Raw genomic sequence first — 23670 nt, 5'->3', positions numbered from 1 at the left:
CCAGATTCGGTTGCACTCATCGATTGGCTACCGCACACCGAACGAGGTAGAGTCCGAATGGTTTCATCGTAACCAAGCAGCTTGAGAATCGGCAAACCCCACTGTCCGAATTCCTTCCGGCTCCTCAGTGCGGATTCGAATAAAGGGTGCGGCTGGGCTGCCGAACCTAGGGGTGTCAGTCTTCGGATAGGTAGCGTTCGATGGTGGCTACCTTCGAGGTGATCGCGTTGGTCACGCCGGGGCGGATGTCGGCCTTGATGACCAGGCTGGCTCGGGGGGCGGTGGCGAGGACGGCGTCGGTGGCTTGTTTGATGACGGCCATGACCTCGTCCCATTCGCCCTCGATCGTGGTGAACATGGCGTTGGTCTCGTTGGGGAGGCCGCTGGCGCGGACCACGCGGACGGCCTCGGCGACCGCGCGGCCGACGTCCTCGCCGGTGCCGAGGGGGCTGACCGAGAAGGCTGCGATCATGGGTTAATTGTCGGCCTCGGCGATGCCGCGCAGGGTCGCGACACGCGCCTCGAGGTAGCGCAGTTCGGATTCGTCGAGGACGGTGCGCTGGATTCCGGTGAGGACGGCGAAGGCGGACTGGCGGTGGTCGTCGATCACCGCGACGTCGATGGCGACCCCGACGTAGTCGTCGGCGCCGGGCAGCGGATCGGCGATGACGTTCGCGGTGCCGCGCGCGCAGAGCGCGACATTGCCGCCGCCGAGGATCAGCAGCGCCACCTCGGGACGTTCCCGCAGGCGCGCCAGGGAACCGCGATCGGACTTGAGGCTCAACAGGATTCGGCGATCGCCCGCGCGGACCGGCCACGAGACCGGAATCGCGTGCGGCGCGGGATCGGTGGTGACCAGTACCGCGATCGTGTCCAGCGGCCACTCCGGTAACGCATCCAGTTCGGGATGTTCGGTCGAGGGTTCGTGACGTTCCCGGGCTCCGGCTGTCATCTTCGTCACCTCACGGTCGGCTCACGCGGCGGGCTGGACCACGCGTGCTTGCAGTGTAAACCGTTGTGCCGCAAACGGGTCCGCTTGCCGGTACGTAAGGTGCGCCTAACTCAGGTCCGCGCGAGATCCGCGATGGCCAGTCGACCCGCCCATTCGCGGGCCTGGTCCTGCGGCCGGATCGGGCTCGACGCGTCGTGCCGCGCGTGTTCACCGACCTGGGTCGCGCCGAGTGCGGTGAAGCGCTCCGCGCAGATCTCCCCGCCCCGGTTGAAGGTGTCGTCGTACACCGAGTCGCCGAGCCCGAACACCGCGAAGCGCAGGCCCGACAGGTCCGGCAGCCGGTCGTCGAGTTGGGCGAAGAACGGCTCCGCGCCGGTGGGCAGATCCCCGCTGCCGTAGGTGGAGCAGACGAGCACGTGGAAATCGCGCACGTCGAGATCGTCGACATCGAGATCGGCCATATCGCACACGACGGCGTCGTGCGCCCGCCCGAGCACCTCCGCGATCGCGTCCGCGGTGCTCTCCGCGGTGCCCATCTCGGTCCCGAACAGAATCACAACCCGCACCGCCACTCCCTCTCCGCGAATTCTCGGCTACACCCCTTCGGCACCCGGTCGCGGGTTCCATGAGGCGGAAGTAAGCATACCCTAACCTGTAGTATGGATAAGGACCACCCGAGACCGACCGTTCGGCCTGTTCGCGTTACGGCTGGGAAAACACCGTGAGAGCTGCGACTCCATGCATTGACGAACCGGCCCTTCGGGTTGCATCATTCGTAACAGTTCCCCGTACATCCGGGGACGTGCGAGTAACCGGCCGATGACCGCCCGGTGAAGCGAGTTGGACACCGCTTCCAGGTGGAGACAACGCGAAAGCAGCATCCAGCACGCGACGCGTCCGCGCGTCCAGCCGCGAGTGAGGTGAGAGCTATGGGATTCCGGTCTTGTCGGCATCGGCTGTGGGCGGCTTTCCCGAACAGTCTCACCGCGCGGCTGTTGTAGCGCGCGAGCCGTGTGAGAGCCCTTCGTCGATCGGCGAAGGGCATCGGAGTGTGGATCCCGGGATTGATCCCGACAGCATTCGAACGCACTTTTCGGCGTCCCGCGTAGGGACGCAGGCGAACGCACGCCCATCGCGTGCGGATTTCTGGGTGGTTAGACCCCCGGCCACAGGGTAGGGCCGAGGGTCCGGAGTGAGGTAGGAGGCGGCGATGACGGAATTCAAGGCGGGGGTGGCCAACCTGGCGGTGTCGACCGCGGTGGTCGACGATCTGCGGTACCTGCGCGCCGAGCTGACGGCGGCCGACGTGCCGTTCCTGCTCGTCCGCGATTCCGATCATCGGCTGGTGCTCGCCGTGGACTCGGCGCACCGGACCGCGCTGCGGCGGGTGCTGGGCGCGGCGATGGTCGCGGGATTCTCGTGTAACGAGTTGTGCCCCAACGTGTTCCGGCTGGGCCGCGATCACGACCCGGCCCACCACGTGGAGCTCGAGCTGTGGGACCACCACGGCGACACCGTCGAATGCCCGCGCCCGAATGCCTTGACGCGCAACGTGTTCGACGCCGCCGACGTCGAGCAGACCACGGTGCTGCTGTTCGACACCGGCTGGCCCACGCTGGACGGCATGTTCGCCCCGCATCCCACCGATGTGGACTTCGACATCGATATCGTCTTCTCCTGGGTCGACGGCACCGATCCCGAATTCCGTGCCCGCCGTGCGGGAATGCTCGCGCAGGTGGTGGTCGGCGAGGGTGACGACGCGGACGCGCGGATCCGCCAGATCCACGAGCTGAAGTACGCGCTGCGCTCGATCCACAAGAACGCGCCGTGGATTCGCCGCATCTTCATCGCGACCGACTCGCGGGTGCCGGAATGGCTGGCCGACGATCCGAAGGTCACCGTCGTGCGCGCGGTGGACCACTTCTCGGATCTCAGCGGGCTGCCGGTGTTCAATTCCCATGCGGTGGAATGCCAATTGCAGCACATCGAGGGACTGTCGGAGCATTTCCTCTACTCCAACGACGACATGTTCTTCGCGCGCCCGGTGCGGCCGTCGATGTTCTTCACCCCCGCGGGCATCAGCCGGTTCATCGAGGCGGACACCCGCATCGGTCCCGGCGCGAACACCGAGCGGCGCAGCGGTTTCGAGAACGCGGCGCGGGTCAATCGGCGGCTGCTGCGGGAGCGGTTCGGGCACGTCATCACCCGGCACCTCGAGCACACGCCGGTTCCGTTGCGGCGCAGTGTATTGCACGAGATGGAGCGCGAGTTCGCCGCCGACTTCGCCCGCACCCGGGCGAGCCGGTTCCGCGCGGCCACCGACATCTCGGTGACCAATTCGCTCTATCACTACTACGCGCTGCTGACCGGTCGCGCCGTCCCGCAGGAGGCCGCCCGGGTCCGCTACGTCGATACCACCAGCCACACCGGCCTGGCCCTGCTCGACGGCCTCGCCACCCGGCGGGACGTGGACTTCTTCTGCCTCAACGACGGCAGCTTCCCGGAAGTGGCCGAGGCCGAACGGGTTCGGGTGGTGTCGGAGTTCCTCCAGACCTACTTCCCCGAGCCCGCGCCCTGGGAGAAATCGGTCACCGAGGACCCGCTGGCCGCCTTCGAGCCGGGCGCGGCCTGAGTCTCAGCAGACCGCTTCGCCGTCCGACTCCGACTCGGCGGCACGCCGATTCAGAACGTGCGGGATCTTGCCCGCGGGCATGATCACGATCCCGGCCCGCTCGAGCCGGTCCGCCGCCTCCTCGGGCGTCGCCGGTTGCCCGACGGTGGGCCCGTGGTCGATCGGCACCACCGAGTGGACCACGGTGTCGGGGTAGACGTGCACGTAGTTGAAGCTCTGCGCCCCGTCCCGTCCGCGCTGGCCGCCCTCGGACACCGCGAGATCCTGGCTGTAGCAGGCCGAGGACGCCACCGACACCGGGATGCCGGCGAACGTCGCGGTCGTGGAGAAGTGCAGGTGTCCGGCGAGGATGCTGCGCACGTCGGTGCCGTCCAGGACGTCGGCCAGTCGCCGCTGATCGCGCAACTCGACGGTGGTGGCGAGGTCCTGGATGCACGGCACCGGCGGGTGGTGCATGGCCAGGATCGTGCCGAAGGGCGCGGGCTCGGCGAGAACCGAACGCAGCCAAGCCAATTGGTCGTCGGAGATCTCGCCGTAGTGGTGGCCGGGCACGGTCGTGTCCAGCACGACGACGCGCAGGCCGTCGAAGACGTGCACGCGGTCGAGCGGTTCGGCCGAACCGTCCTCGTCGAGCAGCCGCTCGCGCAGCGCGGCCCGGCTGTCGTGGTTCCCCGTCACCCACACCACCGGCGCGTCCAGCCGCCGCGCGAACGGTTCCACCAGTTCACGCAGCTTGGCGTAGGCGTCGGGTTCGCCGTGATCGGTGAGATCGCCGGTGAACACGATCGCGGTCGGGCTGATGCGACTGGCCTCGGCGCGATCGAGCAGTTGGCGCAGTCGACGTTCGGCGTCGACCGCGCCGTACAGCTCGCCGTCGGCGATCAGATGGGTGTCGCTGAAGTGGAACAGAACATGGTCCGGTCGCGGGTACTCCGCGACTCTGCTGACGTGCACCGGACTTCCTCCCGGCAGGGTGCTCCATTGGCATCGGGCTTCGAGGCGCCAGCTTAGCGAAGCCCGTCTACTCCAAGTTCCCCGTCCACGGTGACGACATGCTTACGCCACAGTGAGGATTCCGTGTCAACTCGTGCCGGGCAGGCTATCCGCCAGCACGCGCGGTTCGGCCCGCTCACGGCGGGTCAGCAGGGTGAAATACCGACGCAGCATCAGCCCGGCGGTAGCCGCCAGCCCGGCCGTCAGACCCCACCACACCCCGGCGGCCTCGAGCCCGAGCGGGAACGCCAGCAGCAGCGCTGTGGGCAATCCCACAAGCCAGTAGCCGACCAGCGACAGCCGGAAGCCGGCCCGGGTGTCGGCGACCCCGCGCAGCAGTCCGTTGCCGATGTTCTGCGCGGCGTCGAAGAACTGCAGGACGATCGCGATCAACAACAGCACGTGCGCCAGCTGGACGGTCTCCTCGCCCTTGCCGCCGATCTGCCCGACCGTCAACACCAGATCCGGCACGGCCGCGTACGCCACGCCCACCAGCGCCGACACGATCGCCGCCTGCCGCAGCGCCAGCCACGCCAGCCCGCGCGCGTGCCGGAACTCCTCGCGCGCCACGGCCTTGCTCACCAGGATCGACGCCCCGTGCGACAGCCCGACCGCGACCTGGAACACGATGTAGACCAGCTGATACACCACATTGTGGGCGGCCAGCGCGGCCGGGCCGAACGTGCCCATCACCAGCGCCAGCACCGAGAACATCCCGGCCTCGGAGCCGTAGGTGAGCGCGATCGGCGTCCCCAACCGCAGCTCGGCCAGCACGGTCCGCCCGTGCACCGGCCACATCCGGATGGGCAGTGTCGCACCGAGTTCCGCGTCGTGGCGCACCATCGCCCAGAACACCGCGAAGGTGATCAGGAAGACCAGCGAGGTCGCCACGCCGATGCCGGTGAGTCCGAGCGCGGGCAGCCCGGCCCAGCCGTGCATGAAGCCCAGCGCGAGAACCAGATTCAGCGCCACCGAGGCGAGCGTCACCAGCAGCAGCGCCTGCGGCCGCTGCATCCCGACGCTGTACTGCCGCAGCACCTGGAACCACAGGCAGGGCAGCAGACCCGGCGCGAGCGCGACCATCATCGGCCGCGCCTCGGCCAGCACGCTCGCGTCCTGCCCGAGCCAGCGCAGCGCCCAGCCCAAGCCGATCAGCACCAGCCCGCCGAGCAGCCCGTCGACCGTCGCGATCAGGAAACTGGACCGGACCACATCGCGAATCTCGGTGTCGGCGTTGGTGTTCCGCTTCTCCGCGGTGCTCACCACGGTCGCCACCTGATTGCCGGTCGCGGTGATCAGCCCGACGCACATGGTGCGGATCTGGTTGAACAACGTCAACGCGAGACCGCCCGCCGCGACCTGACCGATCCCCAGCGACCCCATCAGCGCGATATTGGTCGTCGACACCGCGACCTGCGCGAGCTGCGTCATGGCGATCGGCGTCGCCAGCGCCGTCAGCTGCCGCCCATCGGAACGAACGGTCACGACACCGCCACCAGATCTCGGCGGGCCGGGGAGTAGCGATCCAGCAATTCCAGCACCTCGTGTTCGGCGGATTCGTCGAGCAGGTCGCGCTCGGCCATCCAGTCGTCGTCGAAGACCGTATCCAAATACTTCTCACCGCCGTCGCACACGATCGACACGATCGTCGAACCCGGCGGGAACTCCTCGAGCCGGGTCAGCGCGGCGTGCACCGAACCGCCCGCGGATCCGCCGAGCATCAGGCCGAGTTTGCGCGCGACCGCGCGGGCGGCGGCGAAGGCGGACACATCGGTGACCTTCAGGCCCTCGTCGAGCAGCGAATAGTCCACGGCCGTACCGACGGTCGCGCCCGGCGGGGTGCCGGTGCCCGACTGCCAGTACGGTCCACCCTCGCCGCCGAAGGCGATCGAGCCGACCGGCTCCACGCCGATCACCCGCGCCGCGCAGCCCAGTTCGCGCAGCCGCCGCGCGGTGCCGAACAGCGAGCCCCCGGTGCCGACCGCCGACAGCAGGATGTCGACGCGCCCGAGGTCGGCCAGCAACTCCTCGGCGACCGCGTAGTAGCCGAGCGCGTTGGCGTCGTTGTTGTGCTGTTCGGTGAAGTACGCGTCGGGCCGGGCGGCGGCCATCGCCTCGGCGAGATCCTCTCGCGCCGAGGTGGCCAGGCTGTCGTCGCCGTCGGCGGCGACGTAGACGAGTTCGGCTCCCATGGCTTTCATCGCGCGCAACTTGTCCCTGCAGGCGTGGTGGTCGACCACCGCGGTGAAGCGATACCCACGTTCGGCCGCCACCACCGCCAGGCCCAGTCCGGTGTTGCCGGACGTGGACTCGATGATATGCCCGCCATCGCGCAGCAAACCGCGCCGCTCCGCGTCGAGCACCATTTCGCGCGCCATCCGGATCTTGGCCGCCCCGGTCGGATTGAACTGCTCGAGTTTGAGCAGTAAGCGGGTGCCGGTCGCGGTGGTGGCGAGCTCGAACAGCGGGGTGTTGCCGATCAGGTCCGTCACTCGGGTGACGAGCGGCATGCGTCTCTCCTCGGGTGGGTGGTGGGGTGAACTCGGGTGGGCTGGGTGGGGTGGGTCGCCGGTCATCCGGCGTCGAGCGTCCAGCGGAACCGCTCCCCGGGTGCGTCGTGCAGCACCACCTTCGGCGGGATCGGCAGCTGGTGGAAGGCGGATTCGTTCGAATCCATCTGGTATCCGGCGGTATTCGGGTAGACGAGCAGGTCGCCGGGCGCGGCGGCCCGGGGCAGCGGGATGCGCCGCCAGCTGAGCATGTCGGATTCCAGGCAGCTGGCCGCGCCGACGCAGGCGGGGGTCACGGTCCCGGAGCCCGCGGGCCACAGCACCGGATCGGGCAGGTACTCGCTGGCGAACCACTGTTCGGACAGGCTCAGGCTGGTGCCGTCCACGGTCAGCAGCTGATACGGATGTCCGTGCGCGGTGCGGGTTTTGGCGCCGCGCACCGTGAAGACGGTACTGCCCGCGCGGTCCAGCAGCGCCCGGCCCGGTTCGATGGCCAGCCGAATGCCGTTGTTCCGCAGCCGGTTCGCGAGGTCGCGGTGGGCGAGCACGGCGGCGAGCATGGCCGGGCCGGGGGCGGGGCAGTGGTACGGGTAGTAGTCGTCGAACCGCTTGCCCGCGTGGAACCAGTGCGGGCCCGCGTGGTCGGCGAAGGCCCGCCAGTGGTCGGCGGGCACGTAGTCGACGGCGAACCCGCCCCCGATGGAGACGGTTCCGCCCGGATGGCCGAGTGCCCGGGCGGCGCGGCAGCGCTCCACCAGCGCCGCCGCCAGCTCGGCCCGGGCGATGGGATCGTAACCGGACAGATGGAAACTGAAGCCCTCGAGGCGGACCGAACCCAGGGGGGTGTGTCGCAGCGCGGTGTCGAGTTCGGCCTCGGCCATCCCGAATCGGCTCGTCGAATCGGGCGGCAGCACGCGCAGCAGCGCCCGCGCCGGAAGCCCCAGCGCCACCAATCTTTCCAGCTCACCGGGCTCGTCGATCGCGATGAGCGCGCCGTGCCGGGCCGAGAGCCACAGCAGCTCATCGGCTTTCGCGGGGCCGGTGACCATGAGCTCGTCGCCCCGCACCCCCTGCGCCAGCGCCGCGCGCAACTCCCCGGCGCTGGCGACATCCGCCCCGGCCCCGTGCTCGGCGCAGGCGCGCGCCACGCAGGCCGCCTTGTTGGCCTTCTTGCCGTAGTAGATCGCGCCGTCGACCCCCGCCCGCTCGAACACCTCCCGGAACCCGGCGATATTGCGCCCGACCCGCGCGGGGTACATGACGTGGAACGGGCCGCCGACCGCGAAGGCGATGTCGCCCAACAGGTTAGGATCGGCCAGCAGGCGCCGTTCCCAGTCGTCCCGGTGCGCGGGCAGGGGCGCCGCCGCGATCGGCGAGGCGGGATCGTCCTCGTGTGCGGGCAGGGGCGCCGCCGCGATCGGCGAGGCGGCGGGGCTCAATCCCACAGGGGCACCTCCGTTCCGCGGCCCTCGGCGATGGCCCGTTCGGCGAGGGCGTGGGCGACGGCGACATCGGTGAGCACGAGGCCGCTGTTGTAGACGAAGATCCGCTCGGCGTCGCCGCGACGGCCGACCGCGCGGCGGGCGAGGATCGCGGGCAGTTCGGCGTCGACGGCGCGCAGCGTCCCGTCCGGCCCGGCCATATCGGTGCCGGTGACCGCCATCTGCTCGGCGCTGGTCGCGATCACCCGATCGGCGTCGTGCAATGCCGACGGCGCGAGCCCGTACCCGACCAGTACCGCCACCGAACCCGGTGCCAGATCGGCGGATTCGAGCGCGACCCGGGTGCCCGGCCCGGCCGTCGCGAGCACCACATCGGCCTCCCGGGCCGCCGCGCGCGGATCGGCGACCGTGCGCAGTTCCAGGTGCGGACGGTAGGCCGCCAACTGGTCGTGCACCGCCTTCAGGCCCTCCTCGTGCGTGCCGTACACCATCAGCCGATCCAGCTGCGGATTCGCCGCCAGCAGGTACGGCAGCGCGTTGCGGCCCTGGGTGCCGGTGCCGATGAGCAGCACCGAACGCGCGTTGCCGCGGGCGGTCTCGCGTACCAGCAGCGCCGACGCCGCGGGGGTGCGCAGCGCGCCGACGCGCGCGCAGTCCATCATCGCGATCGGCACGCCGGTGGTGTCGTCGTAGAGCGTGATGGTGGTGAAATACCGCTTGGTGCTGCGATCGTGGCTCGGATCGAACTTGTAGGAGGTCTTCATCGCCACCACCCGGCGGCGGCCGTCGCGGCCGAGCATGGCGTAGGCCACCGACCAGCCGTCCGGATGGGCGACGCTGAGCTTGCGCGGATTGTCCGACTCGCCCGCGGCGAGGGCCAGATACGCGTCTTCGACGGCGCGCACCACCTCACCCGGGGTGATCGGGACATCGGCCAGATCACTGCGGCTGAGGATCCGCAGCGCTGTGGACTTGGTACTCACGGGCTTCCTCGTTCACTCTCGATTCGAACGGCGTGACCGTCCGTTGCCCGTAACCACTTTCGCCCGACTCGTCGGGAACGCGGCGGCGGGGCAACCGGATGTTGACTCGCTTGAGCCAGCGGTCGGTCCCGTCGTATCGCGGGGTGAACGGCACCCGGCCGTGCACCACCACGTCGTTGTCCACCAATAGCAGCTCACCCGGGCGCAGCACGGCCGTGCGGCACACCCGCTCCAGCTCCGCGCCGAGATGCGCGTAGGCGCAACGGTATTCGTCGTCGGCCTCGTCGAGCGGGGTGTAGGCGGGGTCGTAGCGCAATGTCGGCGACGCGTCGTCGCCGCCGAGGGTGGCCACCGGAGTGCTCGGGTAGCGGTGGAAGTCGGCGCCGTAGGAGACGTCGGGCAGGATCGGCAGCATCGGCTCGCGCAGGCGGCGGCGCTGCCGATCGTCGAGCGCGACCTCGCGCACCGACGACACCGTGGTGCCCACCGCGTCCGGATTGCGCAGGCAGCCCAGCATGAGCAGATGCGCGCGGCGGGGGTGGAAGGCGTCCTCGGTGTGCGGGCACAGCAGGGTGGTGCTGCTCGCCCCGGACTGCTCGTGCTCGTGACCCGGGGAGGGGACGATGTTGTTGACCAGGCGCCCGTCCTGCTGACCCGCCCAGCCGAACGGCTCACCCGCGGATCGGGCCAGCAGCAGCATGGCCAGATCCAGTTCGAACGACGCGTGCCGGTGCCGCGGCTCCCCGCTCCAGGCGGCGGCCTGTCGCCAATCCCGCGGTGTGGGACCGAGTTCCGCCTCGTGCACCGGCAGGCCCGACACGACCGCCGCGCCCGCGGACGTCCGCGGCGCGCGCACGGCCGCGCGCACCGTCGCGGGCAATGCGGCCGCGCCCGCATCGATCAGTTCGACGAGTCTTGGATCGGTGAGCGCCGCGGCGTCGCGGGCGGACCATCCCGGCATGGTGTCGATTGTCGCCGCGATGGCCGCGGCCGTGGCGCGAATCGCCGCGCCCGCCGCGGCGGGTAACTCCCGGCGCTCGACGTCGTCGGTGGGGTGGAACTCGGGTGTATGACGTTCGCGGAGAACGTTTTTCACCAGGCAATCCCTTCTTCGCAACGGTGAGAGAGGCAGGCGGGTGAAGACTCGGTGCGAAAGTAGCCCTTCCAACAAGCTAAAGCAAGGCTTACCTAAGTATGGCATGAAAGATCGATCGCGCATAGACGTGCGCCCGCACCATATCGCAGACTCATTAGGTTAGCCTTTGCTGTCCGCTGTTCTCGCCACCAGGAGGGGGCCACCGCGATGACGACCGTGACCCGTCGCCAGATCTTGTCCGCCGGAATCGGATTCGGCGCCGCGCTGGCGCTCGCCGCCTGCGGCCGCGGCTCCGGCGACACCGGCACCCTGCGAGTCGGCGCGCTCGGCAAGATCTCGGCGCTGCAACAGGATCCGCACGCCAACCTCAGCAACGACAGCGACTTCCTGATCGCCGCACTGGTTTACGACGCGCTGACCGTCCCCGGCGCGAACCCGACCGTCCAGCCTCGTCTGGCGTCGTCCTGGTCCGCCGATCCCGAGCAGCGGCGCTGGACGTTCACCATCGCCGAGCACGCCACCTTCCACGACGGCACGAAGGTCACCGCCGACGACGTGGTGTGGTCGCTGCGGCGGCTGCGCGAGCAGGGCGGCGAATCCAAGGTTCCGGTGGCGCGCCCGGAGGACATCGCCGCCGACGGGCCGGACCGCGTGGTGCTCACCGCGGCCGCGCCGAACAGCCAGATACCTTTGCTGGTGCGGCTCATGACGTTCACGGTCAAGCAGGGCACCACCGATTTCACCCGGGCGGTCGGCAGCGGCCCGTTCCGGCTCGAGTCCTATCGGCAGGGCAACGCGCGCCTGGTCCGCCACGACGGCTGGCACGGGCCGAGACCGCGCCTGGACGCCATCGAGGTCACCATGTTCGACAGCGTCGACGCGCTCGCCAACGCCGCGCTGGGCGGGCAGATCGATCTGGCCTCGAACGTCGGCGCGATCGCGGGACGCACCGCGGCCGGGCGCGGCGATCTCCAGGTGATCCGGCGGCCCGACGACACGGCCGTGGCGATCGCCATGCGCACCGCCGACGGGCCGTTCGCCGATCCCCGGGTGCGCACCGCGCTGCGGCTGGCCGCCGACCGCGAAGCCCTGGTGACACAGGCGTTCTCGGGTTTCGGTCGGGTCGCCGACGATGTGCTGGGCACCGGCGATCCGCAGTACGCGCGGGACCTGCCCCGGCGCGCCCGCGACCTCGACCGGGCGCGGGCACTGCTGGCCGAGGCGCGGTTCGACACCGGCGCGTCCTATCCGCTGGTGACCAAGGAGGAGGCGCCCGGGGAGGCGGAATCGGCCAAGCTGTTCGCCGCGCAGGCCCGCGACATCGGCGTGAAACTCGATGTCGTGGTGCAGGATTCGGGCACCTTCTACGATCGCACCTGGTTGCACGCGCCGCTGTACACGGTCAACTGGGGCACCAACGATTCGGTGCTGTTCTTCGCCGCCAAGTTGATGTCCTCGTCCAGCAACCGCAACGAAACCGCCTTCGCCGACCCGGAATTCGATGCCGCCACCGCCGCCGCGCTGGCCGCCTCGGATCCGGCCGCCTACGCCGCCGCCTGCCGCACCGTGCAGCGCATCCAGTACGAGCGCGGCGGATATCTGGTGTGGGGAATGGCCGACGGCATCGATATCGCCTCGTCGCGGGTGCGTGATCTGCCCACACTCGGCGGCTTCGGCCGGGTGCAGCTGGAACGGGCCTGGCTGGCGTGAGCGTCGCGGCCCTGGTCCTGCGCAGACTGGCGTTGCTGCTGGTCCTGCTGACGCTGGTGTTCGTGGTGGTCGCGGTGCTGCCCGGGGACGCGGCGCGAATGGCGTTGGACCGCAACGCTTCCCCGGAACTGATCGCCGCCAAGCGGCACGAGCTGGGTCTGGATCGGCCGCTGCCGCAACGGTTCTGGCATTGGCTGACCGGCGTGCTGACCGGCGACTTCGGGACCACCGTGCGCGGGCGGCCGGTGAGCGATCTGCTGGCCGCCGCCGCCCCGCAGACCCTGCTGCTGGGCGGGCTGGCGCTGCTGCTCACGGTGGTGGCCGCGCTCGGGCTCGGGATGTGCTGGGCGGCAAGACCTTCCGGGTGGTTGGCGCGAATTCTGCAACCGAGCACCGCCATGGTGGTGGCGCTGCCCGAATTCGTGGTGGCGGCACTGCTGATCACGGTGTTCTCGTTCGCGATCGGGTTGTTGCCCGCGGTGACGGTCGCGGGGCCGTCGGGCTTCCCGGCGCGCCCGGACATGCTGGTGCTGCCGGTGCTCGCGCTGGCGCTGCCGCACATCGGCTGGAACACCCGGGTCGTGCGCGGCGCGCTCGGCGACGCCGGACGCGCGCCGCATGTGGAGCAGGCGGTGTTGGAGGGAGTGTCGCGGCGGCGCTTGCTGATTCGGCACGTACTGCCGGTGGCATTGCCCACCATCGTGGCCTCGGTGGCGACGACGGTCGGGATGCTGTTCGGCGGGGCGCTGGTGGTGGAGAGCCTGTTCAACTATCCCGGGCTGGGGGCGTTGCTGGCCGGATCGATCTCCGATCGCGACACCGCGCTGACCGCCGCCACGGCCGCGGTGGCCGGGACCGTGATCATGGCGATTCTGCTGCTGTCCGACGGGGTTCGGGCCTGGGCCGTGCGGGGGCGGCGATGAGCGCGCGGGACTGGGCGCTGCGCGGATCGCCCGCGGTGCTCGTGGTGCTGGCGGCGGTGCTCGGGCCGTGGCTGGCGCCGCATCCGGTCGACACGGCTGTCGGACCGCCGTTCGCCGGGCCGAGCGCGGACGCGTGGCTGGGCTCGGATCGGCTCGGGCACGACGTGTTCTCCCAACTGCTGCACGGCGGATGGGGTCTGATCCTGTTGGCGGCCTTCATCGCCGCCGTGGTGACCGGACTGTCCAGCGTGCTCGGTGCGGTGGTGGCGCTGTGGCCGCGCTGGGGCGCGGTGATCGAACGGTGCGCGGATCTGCTCATCCTGCTGCCGGTCGTGCTGGCATTGCTGCTGGTGGTGATGACGTGGCCGCGGTGGGGGACGGTCGGGGTGGTGATCGTGGGCGTCGTGTTCGGGGTGCCGTACTGCGCACGGGTTTTCGCGGCGGCGGCCACCGGCGTCGCCGCCTCCGGGTACATCGAGGCGGCGCGGCTCAGCGGGGAGTCGGCGAGCTATGTGATCTTCCGCGAGTTGCTGCCGAACCTGCGGGAGCTGCTGCTCACCCAGTTGGGGCTGCGGTTCGTGGCCGGGATGTACCTCGTGGCGACGGCGGCGTTCCTCCGGTTGCCCAGTGTGCTCGGGGCGGCGAACTGGGCGGTCATGGTGCGCGACAACGCCTCCGGGATCCTCCTGAACCCGTGGTCGGTGCTCGCCCCGAGTGTGGCGATCGGCCTGGTCGCGGTGAGTGTGAATCTGCTGGCCGCCGCGCTCGGGAGCGGGCCCGCGGTGCGTACGGAGGGGGGCGGGTCGTGATCACGATCGGTCTGGTCGCGGTGAGCGTGAATCTGCTGGCCGCCGCGCTCGGGAGCGGGCCCGCGGTGCGCACGGAGGGGGGCGGGTCGTGATCACGATCGGTCTGCTCGCGGTGAGCGCGAATCTGCTGGCCGCCGCGCTCGGGAGCGGGCCCGCGGTGCGCATGGAAGGGGGTGGGTCGTGATCACGATCGGTCTGCTCGCGGTGAGCGCGAATCTACTGGCCGCCGCGCTCGGGAGCGGGCCCGCGGTGCGCACGGAAGGGGACGGGTCGTGATCACGGTCGAGGAACTGTCGGTGCGTGGCTCGTCCGGGTCGGTGCTGCTCGCGCCCGTCTCGGTGGCGGTGGCGGCGGGCGAGATCCTCGGGCTCCGAGGGCCGTCCGGGTGCGGGAAGTCGACACTGCTGCGGGCGCTGCTCGGTCAGGTGCCCGCCGGGGCGAGCGCCGCCGGGACGGTGCGGGTAGGGGAGCACGATGTGCTGTCGTTGAAAGGGACCGCGCTGCAACGGTTCCGGCGTGAACAGATCGCCTTCGTGAGCCAGGATCCCGGCGTGTCGCTCAATCCCACGATGCGGGTGCACACGCTGCTCACCGAGCTGTCCGATCCCACCCGCGCCCGGGCCGCCTTGGCGGCGGTGGACCTGCCGGACTCCTATCTGCGCCGTCGCCCCGCCGAACTGTCCGGCGGTGAGCAACGGCGAATCGCGTTGGCGCGAGCGCTCGCTCGGGAAACGCCGGTGCTGGTGCTGGACGAGCCGCTGGCCGGGTTGCACGGGAGTCTGCGGGGGGCGGTGATCCGGTTGCTGCGGCGGGCGGCGGCCGAGCGGGGGACGACGATCGTGGTGTCGGGGCACGATACGGCGGCGTTGCGGGAGTTGGCGGATGGGGAGGTGGTGGTGGGGGGTTCGGGGGTCGCTGGAGTTCCGGCCGTTTTTCCCGATGTCGCTCGGCGGGGGAATGCGCTGGCGGGCAACGGGTCCGGCGGCCCGATCGGTCTTGGCGCGCAACGAGACGCGGGTCCGGTTGCAGTCCGCGCGGAACGAGAGACGAGTTCGGTCGCTTCGGGCGCGCAACGGGACGGGGGTCTGGTTGGTCGCGGTGCGGAGCGGGACGCGGGTCCGGTTGCTCTCGGTGCACAGCCAGAGGCGAGCGTCGAAGTACCGCTTGTGGTTTCGGGGGTGTCGGCAGCTATCGGCGGGCGACGAGTACTCACCGACATCGACCTCACCGTCGCGGCCGGGCAGGCGCTTGCGCTCACCGGCCCCTCCGGCGCGGGCAAGTCCACCCTGGCCCGGGTCATCGTCGGATTGCGCCGTCCCACAACGGGTTCAGTGCGCACCCGCGGCCGCGTCGCCCTCGTCCCCCAGGACAGCACCGGCAGCCTCAACCCCCGCCGCACCGTCGGCGAAACCCTCGCCCGCCCCCTCCTCCGCCATCGCGGCCGGCGCGACCCCGCCGCCGTCACCGACCTCCTGGCCACCGTCGAACTCTCACCCGACCTCGCCCACCGTCACCCCCACGAACTCTCCGGCGGCCAACGCCAACGAGTAGCCCTCGCCCGCTCCCTGGCCCTCACCCCCACCGTCCTCGTCTGCGACGAGATCACCTCCGCCCTCGACCCCACCACCGCGACGGCGATCATGACCCTCCTCGACACCCTCCGCCGCACCCACAACCTCGCCCTCCTCCTCATCACCCACGACATCCCCCTCGTCACCCGCCACTGCACCCACATCCACGTCCTCGACTCCGGCCACACCGCCGAATCCGGCCCCGTCCCCACCGTCCTCACCACCCCCACCCACGAAGCCACCCTCTCCCTCCTCTCCTGACCCCACCCCCACGAACCCAGCCGCACCCCTTATTCGAATCCGCACCCGTTGTAGAGCCCTGCAAGGGGTGCGGATCCGAACAAAGGGTGCGGCTCGTACTGCCGAACCCCCAGGAAAGCACGGCAACACAGCCGCACCCTTTATTGGGATCCGCACCCTCTGTAGAGCCCTGCAAGGGGTGCGGATTCGAATAAAGGGTGCGGCTGGGTTCGTGGTCCTGGGGATCGCTCGGGGTGGTTGAGCTGGGAAGGGGTGGGGAGGCTGGATGATGGGGGTGTGCGTTCGAGGAAGTTCAGGGCCTTCGGCGGGGTGGTGCTCGTGGCCCTTGTGGTCGGGGTGGCGGGGTGTGGGATCGGGGAGAAGTTGCCGCCGATTCCCGAGGGGATTCCGCCGGGGCCGGGGACGGCGGTGCCGGTCATCGATCTCGACGCGCCCGGGCGGGCGGCCGAGCAGTTGCGGGATTGGGCGGGGGAGCAGGCGGGGGCGCTGCGGATTCCGGTGATCGCGTTGGAGGCGTACGGGTACGCCGCGGCGATCATGGCTCGCGCCCAACCGAATTGCGGGATCGCCTGGACCACGATCGCGGGCATCGCCGGGGTGGAGAGCAAACACGGCAGCCACGGCGGCTCCAGCCTCGACGCCGACGGCGAGGTGCGGCCGCCGATCCGCGGCGTGCCCCTCGACGGATCCCCGGGCGTCGCAAGGATTCTCGACGAGACCGAGACCGCCCGCACCGGCGCCCCGGTCTACGTCCGCGCCGAAGGCCCCTTCCAATTCCTCCCCGAGACCTGGCAGCGCTTCGGCGTCGACGCCAACGGCGACGGCGTGGCCGACCCGGACAACATCGACGACGCCGCCCTCACCGCCGCCCGCTACCTCTGCGTCAGCGGCGGCGACCTGACCACGCCCGAGGGCTGGCAGCGAGCTCTGTTCACCTACAACCAGTCCCGCGACTACATGCTGAACGTCCGCGATCACGCGGCCGCCTACAGCGTCGGCCGCCGCGCCTGAGAATTTATTTTCGGCGCGTCACCGGCGCGTCTCCATGCAAGGGGTGCGGCTGGGATCTGGTCGAGGTACCCGCCCGCGCCCTGCGTTAGGCTCGCGGGTGCACGGGCTCGCCGTGCGACCTGCTCATGGACGGCGGTGAGCGGGACGGAGTCCACAGCCGAAGGAGTGTCGTTTTCGTGGCCATCATCGAACAGGTCGGAGCTCGCGAGATCCTGGATTCGCGCGGTAACCCCACCGTCGAGGTCGAGATCGCTCTCGACGACGGCACGCTGACCCGCGCGGCCGTGCCCTCCGGCGCGTCCACCGGCGAGCACGAGGCCGTGGAGTTGCGCGACGGCGGTGACCGCTACGGCGGCAAGGGCGTGCAGAAGGCGGTCGAGGGCGTCCTCGACGAGATCGCCCCGGCCATCATCGGTCTGGACGCGGTCGAGCAGCGCACCGTCGATCAGGTCCTGCTGGATCTCGACGGCACCCCCGACAAGTCCCGCCTCGGCGCGAACGCCCTGCTCGGCGCGTCGCTCGCGGTGGCCCGCGCCGCCGCCGAGTCCTCGGGCCTGGAACTGTTCCGCTACCTGGGCGGCCCCAACGCCCACGTGCTGCCGGTCCCGATGATGAACATCCTCAACGGCGGCGCCCACGCCGACACCAGCGTCGACGTCCAGGAATTCATGATCGCCCCGATCGGCGCGCCCACCTTCAAGGAGGCGCTGCGCTGGGGCGCGGAGGTCTACCACGCGCTCAAGGCCGAACTGAAGACCAAGGGCCTGGCCACGGGCCTCGGCGACGAGGGCGGTTTCGCCCCCGACCTCGCGGGCGGCACCCGCGAGGCGCTCGACCTGATCGCCGCCGCCATCGGCAAGGCGGGCTACAAGCTCGGCACCGATGTCGCCCTGGCGCTCGACGTCGCCGCCACCGAGTTTTACACGGCCGGTTCGGGTTACAAGTTCGAGGGCGCGGACAAGACCGCCGCGCAGATGGCCGACTTCTACGCCGAACTGCTCTCGGCCTACCCGCTGGTCTCCATCGAGGACCCGCTGTCGGAGGACGACTGGGACGGCTGGGTCGCCCTCACCGATCAGATCGGCGAGAAGGTCCAGCTCGTCGGCGACGACCTGTTCGTCACCAACCCCGAGCGCCTCGAGGACGGCATCGCCAAGGGCGCCGCCAACGCGCTGCTGGTCAAGGTCAACCAGATCGGCACCCTCACCGAGACCCTCGACGCGGTCGAGCTGGCCCATCGCAACGGCTACAAGACCATGATGAGCCACCGCTCCGGCGAGACCGAGGACACCACCATCGCCGACCTGGCGGTGGCGGTCGGCAGCGGCCAGATCAAGACCGGCGCACCCGCCCGCAGCGAGCGCGTCGCCAAGTACAACCAGCTGCTGCGCATCGAGGACGCGCTGGGCGATTCGGCCCGCTACGCCGGGGACGTCGCGTTCCCGCGCTTCGTCGCCGAGGACTAGTAACGTCGTCGCGAGTCGATCAATCGGTACCGACTTTCGAGGTGTGAGATGACGGAGCGACGAGCGCGCGGAACCAGTCCGGCCGGACGTGGGGAACGCCGCTCGTCGCGGTCGTCCCGATCGCGCCCCGAACGCGCGGCCGGTGCGTCGGCCCCCGCGGCCCGCACCGCCGCGGGCAAGCGCGCGGTCCAGCGCCGCGACCGCAAGCCGGAAACCGCTGCGGCCAAGGCGAAGTCGAAGTCGCACGATCGGCACGACCGCAAGATCCTCGGCCTGTCCACTGGACGGGCGGTGATCCTCGCGGCCGTGCTGTGCGCGCTCGCGCTCACCCTCGCGGTGCCGATGCGCACCTATTTCAGCCAGCGCGCCGAGGCCGCCCAGCTCACCCAGCAGCGCCACGAACTCGAGGACGATCTGGCGCGGCTGCGCGATCGCCGTGCCCAGCAACAGGATCCGGCCTACATCCGATCCGAGGCGCGCAACCGGTTGCGCCTGGTCATGCCGGGGGAGACGCCGTACATCGTGCAGGTGCCCGGCATCGAGCAACCCCCCGTCCCCGCCCAGATCGCGCCCCCGCGCAAACCGGACCCCTGGTACACCGAGCTGTGGCGCAGCGTGTCGACTCCCCAACCCGCACAACAGGTTTCGCCTACCCCCGAAGGAGCGCCCCGGTGACCCAGCCCGACACCCACTCGGCACGCGGGGGTGGGCAGCCGAGCGAGGCCGATCTCGAGATCGTCGCCCGTCAGCTCGGACGCCCGCCGCGTGGGGTGCTGGCCGTGGCCTACCGCACGCCCGACGGCCAACCCGCCGTGGTGAAGACCGCACCGCGACTACCCGACGGCACCCCGTTCCCCACGCTGTACTACCTGACCGATCCCCGGCTGACCGCCGAGGCGAGCCGTCAGGAGGCCGCCGGACTCATGCGCGGCATGACCGAACGCCTCGCCGCCGATCCCGAACTGGCCGCGGCCTACCGCCGCGCGCACGAGGGCTATCTGGCCGAACGCGACGAAATCGAGTCGCTGGGCACCGATTTCAGCGGCGGCGGCATGCCCGATCGAGTGAAATGTCTGCACGTGCTGATGGCACACGCCCTGGCCAAGGGCCCGGGGGTGAACCCGCTCGGCGACGAGGCGGTCGCCCTGGCCGCCGACACCGGACTGCGCGGCACCGCGATTCCCGCGGATTGGCCGAAATACGAACGGTACCAGCCACATTCGGCGGGAGAGGAACGCGATGAGTAACCGGGTGGCCGCGGTCGACTGCGGCACGAATTCGATTCGACTGCTGATCGCGGACGTCGACGCCGACGGCCGCCTCGCCGACGTGCACCGCGAGATGCGCATCGTGCGTCTCGGCCAGGGCGTCGACGCGACCGGCGTGCTCAATCCCGAGGCCATCGAGCGGACCCGCGTCGCCCTGCACGACTACGTCGACCTCATGCGCGACAACGAGGTCACCCGCGTGCGCATGGTCGCCACCTCCGCCACCCGCGACGCGAGCAACCGCGACGACTTCTTCACCATGGCCGCCGCCGAACTGGGCCGCGTCGTGCCCGGCGCGACGGCCGAGGTGATCACCGGCGACGAGGAGGCCCGGCTGTCGTTCGCGGGGGCGGTCGGCGAACTCGCCGACGACGAGGGACCGTTCGTCGTGGTCGATCTCGGCGGCGGCTCCACCGAGGTCGTGCTCGGCGACGCGACCGGCGTGACCGCGGCCTACTCCGCCGACATCGGCTGCGTCCGCATCACCGAGCGCTGCCTGCACGGCAATCCGCCCACCCCCGAGGAGGTCGCCTCGGCGCGGTTCTTCGCCTCGCAGCGGCTGGCGCAGGCGTTCGGCACGGTTCCGGTCGGCCGCGCGCGCACCTGGGTCGGCGTGGCCGGGACCATGACCACCATCGCCGCCGTCGCGCTCGATCTACCCGAATACGATTCGGAGAAGGTGCATCTCACCCGCCTGCCGCTGGACGAGTTGCGCACCGTGTGCCATCGCCTGATCGGCATGAACCACGACGAGCGCGCCGCGCTGGGCCCGATGCATCCCGGCCGCGTCGACGTCATCGGCGGCGGGGCCGTGATCACCGAGGTGCTCGCCGACGAACTCGCCCGGCGCGCGGGCATTTCCGAGTTGATCGTCAGCGAGCACGACATCCTCGACGGGATCGCGCTCTCGACGCTGTAGACACACCTGTTCGAGGACGCGTCCGCGCTCCGGTGCGCGGTAGTGCACGGTGCCAAGGCGGCTCGCCCGCACTTGTGCACATTGTGAGCAAATTGCTCGAGCGTCCAACAATCTGATCGGAATTCGCTTCCTCGACAGACATATCCCGCTACTCTGCTGGCCGCGGCGATCCACACCCGGATCGCCCGGAGTTCAGGCGACCACAACCCCGGTTGCTGAAAGATTGCGATGGCATGGAAAGGTCGAGCGCATGACGGAAGGGGCCCACCTCCAACAGGAGCGCACCGAACGGACGCTGTTCGGGCATCCGATCGGGCTGGTGAACCTGTTCGGCGTCGAGCTGTGGGAGCGGTTCTCCTTCTACGGCATGCTCACGATCCTCGGCTATTACCTGTACTACTCGCTGGCCGAGGGCGGGCTGGGCCTGGAACAGTCCACGGCCACGGGCATTGTCGGCGCGTACGGCGGTCTGGTGTACCTGTCGACGGTGCTGGGCGGCTGGGTCGCCGACCGCCTGCTCGGCATGGAACGCACGGTGTTCTACGGTGGTGTGGTCGTGGTGGCCGGACACGTCGCGCTGGCGATCCTGCCCGGACTCACCGGTGTCGGGGTGGGCCTGGTGCTGGTGGCGCTGGGCAGCGGCGCGCTCAAGGCGAACGCCTCCTCGTTGCTGGGCACGCTGTACGAGAAGGGTGACGCGCGGGCGGACGGCGGTTTCACGCTGTTCTATCTCGGCATCAACCTCGGCGCGTTCGTCGGGCCGCTGATCACCGGTGTGCTGCAACGGGATATCGGATTCCACTGGGGTTTCGGCGCGGCGGCAGTCGGGATGACGCTGGGTCTCGCGCAGTACGTGGTGTTCCGGCGCAACCTCGGCACGCACGGGCGAGAGGTTCCGAACCCGTTGCGGCCCAACGAGATCGGCCGCTCGGTCGGGTTCGTGGTCGTGCTGCTCGTCGTGGTGCCGATCGCGATCGCGACGAGACTGCTCACCCTGGGCAAGCTGTCGTGGGTGACCACCGGCGTCATCGCGGTCGCCTCGATCGCCTACTTCGCGGTCATGCTGACCCATCCGCGGGTGACCCCGCTCGAGCGCACCCGGGTCCGCGCGTTCATTCCGCTGTTCGTCGCCAACGCCGTGTTCTGGTCGCTGTTCCAGCAGATCTTCACCGTGCTCGCGGTCTACTCCGACGAACGCATGAACTGGTCGCTGCTCGGCTGGACCGCCCCTTCGAACTGGATCGGCTCCGAGGAGCCCGTCTGGATCATCGCGCTGTCACCCCTGTTCGCGATGATGTGGACCCGCCTCGGCACCCGCGCCCCCAGCACCCCGCACAAGTTCGCCTACGGCGTGATGGGCATGGGCGCGTCATTCCTGCTGTTCGTCCCGCTCGCGGGTTTCGACGGCAAAACCGTACCCGCCCTGCTGGTCTTCCTGATCCTCGGCGGCTTCGCCGTCTCCGAACTCCTGCTGTCACCCATCGGCCTGGCCGTCACCACCCAACTAGCCCCTCGAGCCTTCCGAGCCCAGATGATGGCCCTCTACTTCTTCTCGGTAGGCCTCGGCACCGCCCTCTCCGGCGTCCTGGCCCGCTTCTACACCCCCGACGCCGAGATCCCCTACTTCGCCCTGACCGGCCTGGTAGCCCTAGCCATCGGCCTCCTGACCCACACCCAGGCCCCTAAGATCACCGCCCTCATGAGAGGAGTCCACTGATCAAGTCCTCAAACAATTCCGAGACGCCCGTACAAATCCGTTAGGCTGACCCGGCACGCCCCCGTAGCCCAATTGGCAGAGGCAGCGGACTTAAAATCCGTACAGTGTGGGTTCGATCCCCACCGGGGGCACGTACTGCATCTACACAACCTGTTCGGCCGGCAGTGTGATGGTGATGGTCACCTGGTCGTCGTGCAGCCGGACGAGCAAAGGCATCGACGACACCTCGCGCAGGCCCTGGCCGACGCAACCGGCCACCCCTGCGACAGCGAGAACCAGCGAGGTGTCCGGCAATCGACCTGCGGCCTACAGCAATTCGGGTGCGAGATAGGTGGCTGCCAGGGTGACGAAAGTCTCGGCCTCCTCCTTCGATACGGCGTATTGGTAGGTGACGCGGCGGGCCACGAAGACTCGTTGCGGGCCGCGGTCGCTGTTCGGATGGGCGGCGATTTCGGTTCGCAGGTCGGCGACGACGGCTTTGGCGAGGTCCACGCTTTCTCGCCGATATTTCCACGCCATGACGCGGAGTTGGCCGTCGTAGGAGTCGAGCCCCTCGAGGAACTGTTTCTCCTGGGCGGTGTACTGCTCGATGCGCGGAATCCGGTCGCCGTAGACGTTGAGGGTCAGGCCCGCGGAGAAGCCGAGGGAAGCGCCGAAGAGGCAGGCCGCCGAGGCGATGAGGAAGAGGCGACGGGTAGCCGGTGAGGCTTTGATCACCTATCGAATTGTATTGCGTAACAGCGGGTGTCGAAGTCGAGTATGTAGCGGCTCCCTGGCGATCGCGGTTCCTGTTCGCCCGGGACAAATCCTTCTCCAGCCTGTGTCACACCTCACCCCCTCGACCTGTCACACCTCCGCCCCGACCGAAGTCTCCATGCCCATGGAAACCACTGAGCAACCACAGACTTCGGCCGTGATCGTGTGCGCGTCGGTGTCCCATGGCAATACCGCGCGGATCGCCGAGGCGATCGGGCAGGAACTCGACGCCGTGATCGTGGCTCCCGAGAAGGTCGATCCGAAGGATTTGGCGGCGGCGACGTTGGTCGGTTTCGGCTCGGGGATTTTCAATCTGGACTTTCATCCCACACTGCGGCGGTTGGTAGCCGCGCTACCGCAAACCAACCACCGCCGCGCATTCGTCTTCGCCACCAGCGGTTTTCCCGAACCGCCGTACCGGCGATATTTCCGGCGCATGTCCACCACATTGGAACGAAAAGGATTCGAGGTGGTCGGTACCTTCGACTGCCGCGGATTCGACACCTGGTTGCCGTTGCGGCTGATCGGGGGGCACCACCGGGGTCGTCCCGGAGCGGCGGACCTCGAGGCGGCTCGCGTCTTCGCCAGGGGGCTGGCACATTTCGCGTGAATCGGGTGTCGCTCGAATTCTCCCATCCGCCCCCACCCCCG

23 protein-coding genes and 1 tRNA gene are annotated in these 23670 nt (G+C 69.7%); 13 read left to right on the top strand and 11 right to left on the bottom strand.

Going from position 1 to position 23670, the window contains the following annotated elements; genetic code table 11:
• Nucleotides 1-175: 175 nt before the first annotated feature.
• The 3 genes from ACWDSJ_RS33220 to ACWDSJ_RS33210 all read right to left on the bottom strand — a co-directional run bounded on the left by ACWDSJ_RS33220 (nucleotide 176) and on the right by ACWDSJ_RS33210 (nucleotide 1518).
• Nucleotides 176-472 (bottom strand): MTH1187 family thiamine-binding protein, encoded by a 297-nt coding sequence (locus ACWDSJ_RS33220; RefSeq protein ID WP_450036660.1) that lies wholly within the window; start codon nucleotides 470-472, stop codon nucleotides 176-178.
• 3 nt (nucleotides 473-475) lie between these two features.
• Nucleotides 476-952 (bottom strand): hypothetical protein, encoded by a 477-nt coding sequence (locus ACWDSJ_RS33215; RefSeq protein WP_387360136.1) that lies wholly within the window; start codon nucleotides 950-952, stop codon nucleotides 476-478.
• Between the two features lie 110 nt (nucleotides 953-1062).
• Nucleotides 1063-1518 carry a flavodoxin domain-containing protein gene (locus tag ACWDSJ_RS33210; protein WP_450036657.1) on the bottom strand — a complete coding sequence of 152 codons (456 nt, stop codon included), beginning with the start codon at nucleotides 1516-1518 and terminating at the stop codon, nucleotides 1063-1065.
• Nucleotides 1519-2162: 644 nt separating this feature from the next.
• Here ACWDSJ_RS33210 and ACWDSJ_RS33205 point away from each other — a divergent pair.
• Nucleotides 2163-3584, top strand: coding sequence for a stealth family protein (locus tag ACWDSJ_RS33205; protein ID WP_450036655.1), 1422 nt, complete (start codon nucleotides 2163-2165; stop codon nucleotides 3582-3584).
• A gap of 3 nt (nucleotides 3585-3587) precedes the next feature.
• On the opposite strand, the gene ACWDSJ_RS33200 is transcribed toward ACWDSJ_RS33205, so the two are convergent.
• From ACWDSJ_RS33200 to ACWDSJ_RS33175, 6 genes are all read right to left on the bottom strand, one after another.
• Nucleotides 3588-4538 carry a phosphodiesterase gene (locus tag ACWDSJ_RS33200; protein ID WP_450036653.1) on the bottom strand — a complete coding sequence of 317 codons (951 nt, stop codon included), beginning with the start codon at nucleotides 4536-4538 and terminating at the stop codon, nucleotides 3588-3590.
• Between the two features lie 126 nt (nucleotides 4539-4664).
• Entirely contained in the window at nucleotides 4665-6008 is a 1344-nt protein-coding gene (locus ACWDSJ_RS33195; protein WP_450036666.1) for an MATE family efflux transporter, read from the bottom strand.
• A 50-nt stretch (nucleotides 6009-6058) separates the two neighbouring features.
• Nucleotides 6059-7087 (bottom strand): PLP-dependent cysteine synthase family protein, encoded by a 1029-nt coding sequence (locus tag ACWDSJ_RS33190; RefSeq protein WP_450036651.1) that lies wholly within the window; start codon nucleotides 7085-7087, stop codon nucleotides 6059-6061.
• A gap of 62 nt (nucleotides 7088-7149) precedes the next feature.
• Nucleotides 7150-8532 carry a Y4yA family PLP-dependent enzyme gene (locus ACWDSJ_RS33185; RefSeq protein WP_450036649.1) on the bottom strand — a complete coding sequence of 461 codons (1383 nt, stop codon included), beginning with the start codon at nucleotides 8530-8532 and terminating at the stop codon, nucleotides 7150-7152.
• Nucleotides 8523-9485 carry an ornithine cyclodeaminase family protein gene (locus ACWDSJ_RS33180; RefSeq protein WP_450036664.1) on the bottom strand — a complete coding sequence of 321 codons (963 nt, stop codon included), beginning with the start codon at nucleotides 9483-9485 and terminating at the stop codon, nucleotides 8523-8525. The genes ACWDSJ_RS33185 and ACWDSJ_RS33180 overlap by 10 nt, the downstream gene beginning before the upstream one ends.
• Complete coding sequence (locus ACWDSJ_RS33175; protein WP_450036647.1) at nucleotides 9469-10608, bottom strand: TauD/TfdA family dioxygenase; 1140 nt, start codon at nucleotides 10606-10608, stop codon at nucleotides 9469-9471. Before ACWDSJ_RS33175 ends, ACWDSJ_RS33180 begins: the two co-directional genes overlap by 17 nt.
• Before the next feature lie 207 nt (nucleotides 10609-10815).
• Between ACWDSJ_RS33175 and ACWDSJ_RS33170 the strand changes: the two genes are divergently transcribed.
• From ACWDSJ_RS33170 to ACWDSJ_RS33120, 11 genes are all read left to right on the top strand, one after another.
• Nucleotides 10816-12318, top strand: coding sequence for an ABC transporter substrate-binding protein (locus tag ACWDSJ_RS33170; RefSeq protein WP_450036645.1), 1503 nt, complete (start codon nucleotides 10816-10818; stop codon nucleotides 12316-12318).
• Nucleotides 12315-13241, top strand: a complete 927-nt coding sequence (locus ACWDSJ_RS33165) for an ABC transporter permease (protein ID WP_450036643.1) — start codon at nucleotides 12315-12317, stop codon at nucleotides 13239-13241. The genes ACWDSJ_RS33170 and ACWDSJ_RS33165 overlap by 4 nt, the downstream gene beginning before the upstream one ends.
• Nucleotides 13238-14050: an ABC transporter permease subunit gene (locus tag ACWDSJ_RS33160; RefSeq protein WP_450036641.1), complete on the top strand. Its 813-nt coding sequence runs from the start codon at nucleotides 13238-13240 to the stop codon at nucleotides 14048-14050. The genes ACWDSJ_RS33165 and ACWDSJ_RS33160 overlap by 4 nt, the downstream gene beginning before the upstream one ends.
• Before the next feature lie 272 nt (nucleotides 14051-14322).
• Nucleotides 14323-15882 carry an ABC transporter ATP-binding protein gene (locus ACWDSJ_RS33155; RefSeq protein WP_450036639.1) on the top strand — a complete coding sequence of 520 codons (1560 nt, stop codon included), beginning with the start codon at nucleotides 14323-14325 and terminating at the stop codon, nucleotides 15880-15882.
• Nucleotides 15883-16158: 276 nt separating this feature from the next.
• Nucleotides 16159-16893: a lytic transglycosylase domain-containing protein gene (locus ACWDSJ_RS33150; RefSeq protein WP_450036637.1), complete on the top strand. Its 735-nt coding sequence runs from the start codon at nucleotides 16159-16161 to the stop codon at nucleotides 16891-16893.
• Nucleotides 16894-17069: 176 nt separating this feature from the next.
• Entirely contained in the window at nucleotides 17070-18359 is a 1290-nt protein-coding gene (eno, locus tag ACWDSJ_RS33145) for a phosphopyruvate hydratase (protein ID WP_450036635.1), read from the top strand.
• Between the two features lie 48 nt (nucleotides 18360-18407).
• A complete protein-coding gene (locus ACWDSJ_RS33140; RefSeq protein WP_387363115.1) occupies nucleotides 18408-19034 on the top strand; it encodes an FtsB family cell division protein in 627 nt (208 codons plus the stop codon).
• A complete protein-coding gene (locus tag ACWDSJ_RS33135) occupies nucleotides 19031-19606 on the top strand; it encodes a DUF501 domain-containing protein (RefSeq protein ID WP_450036633.1) in 576 nt (191 codons plus the stop codon). Before ACWDSJ_RS33140 ends, ACWDSJ_RS33135 begins: the two co-directional genes overlap by 4 nt.
• A complete protein-coding gene (locus ACWDSJ_RS33130; RefSeq protein ID WP_387363121.1) occupies nucleotides 19599-20546 on the top strand; it encodes a Ppx/GppA phosphatase family protein in 948 nt (315 codons plus the stop codon). The genes ACWDSJ_RS33135 and ACWDSJ_RS33130 overlap by 8 nt, the downstream gene beginning before the upstream one ends.
• Before the next feature lie 250 nt (nucleotides 20547-20796).
• Entirely contained in the window at nucleotides 20797-22263 is a 1467-nt protein-coding gene (locus tag ACWDSJ_RS33125; protein WP_450036631.1) for a peptide MFS transporter, read from the top strand.
• A 57-nt stretch (nucleotides 22264-22320) separates the two neighbouring features.
• Nucleotides 22321-22394 (top strand) — tRNA-Leu (locus ACWDSJ_RS33120).
• Nucleotides 22395-22404: 10 nt separating this feature from the next.
• Here the strand turns inward: ACWDSJ_RS33120 and ACWDSJ_RS33115 are convergent.
• Nucleotides 22405-22557: a hypothetical protein gene (locus tag ACWDSJ_RS33115; RefSeq protein ID WP_450036629.1), complete on the bottom strand. Its 153-nt coding sequence runs from the start codon at nucleotides 22555-22557 to the stop codon at nucleotides 22405-22407.
• A gap of 12 nt (nucleotides 22558-22569) precedes the next feature.
• Nucleotides 22570-22980 (bottom strand): hypothetical protein, encoded by a 411-nt coding sequence (locus ACWDSJ_RS33110; RefSeq protein ID WP_450036627.1) that lies wholly within the window; start codon nucleotides 22978-22980, stop codon nucleotides 22570-22572.
• Between ACWDSJ_RS33110 and ACWDSJ_RS33105 the strand changes: the two genes are divergently transcribed.
• Nucleotides 22973-23629, top strand: coding sequence for a flavodoxin family protein (locus tag ACWDSJ_RS33105; RefSeq protein ID WP_450036625.1), 657 nt, complete (start codon nucleotides 22973-22975; stop codon nucleotides 23627-23629). The genes ACWDSJ_RS33110 and ACWDSJ_RS33105 overlap by 8 nt on opposite strands.
• The last annotated feature ends 41 nt before the right edge of the window (nucleotides 23630-23670 follow it).

The sequence above is a fragment of the Nocardia sp. NPDC003482 genome (genome assembly GCF_053588115.1).
Note: the sequence above shows the minus strand (reverse complement) of the source record. Positions and strands in the feature narration are given on the sequence as shown.

What these genes read in the sequence shown, in the direction of transcription:
- ACWDSJ_RS33220 (WP_450036660.1), bottom strand. Translation starts at nt 472, where the DNA reads ATGATCGCAGCCTTCTCGGTCAGCCCCCTCGGCACCGGCGAGGACGTC.
- ACWDSJ_RS33215 (WP_387360136.1), bottom strand. Translation starts at nt 952, where the DNA reads ATGACAGCCGGAGCCCGGGAACGTCACGAACCCTCGACCGAACATCCC.
- ACWDSJ_RS33205 (WP_450036655.1), top strand. Translation starts at nt 2,163, where the DNA reads ATGACGGAATTCAAGGCGGGGGTGGCCAACCTGGCGGTGTCGACCGCG.
- ACWDSJ_RS33195 (WP_450036666.1), bottom strand. Translation starts at nt 6,008, where the DNA reads ATGACGCAGCTCGCGCAGGTCGCGGTGTCGACGACCAATATCGCGCTG.
- ACWDSJ_RS33190 (WP_450036651.1), bottom strand. Translation starts at nt 7,087, where the DNA reads ATGCCGCTCGTCACCCGAGTGACGGACCTGATCGGCAACACCCCGCTG.
- ACWDSJ_RS33170 (WP_450036645.1), top strand. Translation starts at nt 10,816, where the DNA reads ATGACGACCGTGACCCGTCGCCAGATCTTGTCCGCCGGAATCGGATTC.
- ACWDSJ_RS33160 (WP_450036641.1), top strand. Translation starts at nt 13,238, where the DNA reads ATGAGCGCGCGGGACTGGGCGCTGCGCGGATCGCCCGCGGTGCTCGTG.
- ACWDSJ_RS33140 (WP_387363115.1), top strand. Translation starts at nt 18,408, where the DNA reads ATGACGGAGCGACGAGCGCGCGGAACCAGTCCGGCCGGACGTGGGGAA.
- ACWDSJ_RS33130 (WP_387363121.1), top strand. Translation starts at nt 19,599, where the DNA reads ATGAGTAACCGGGTGGCCGCGGTCGACTGCGGCACGAATTCGATTCGA.
- ACWDSJ_RS33125 (WP_450036631.1), top strand. Translation starts at nt 20,797, where the DNA reads ATGACGGAAGGGGCCCACCTCCAACAGGAGCGCACCGAACGGACGCTG.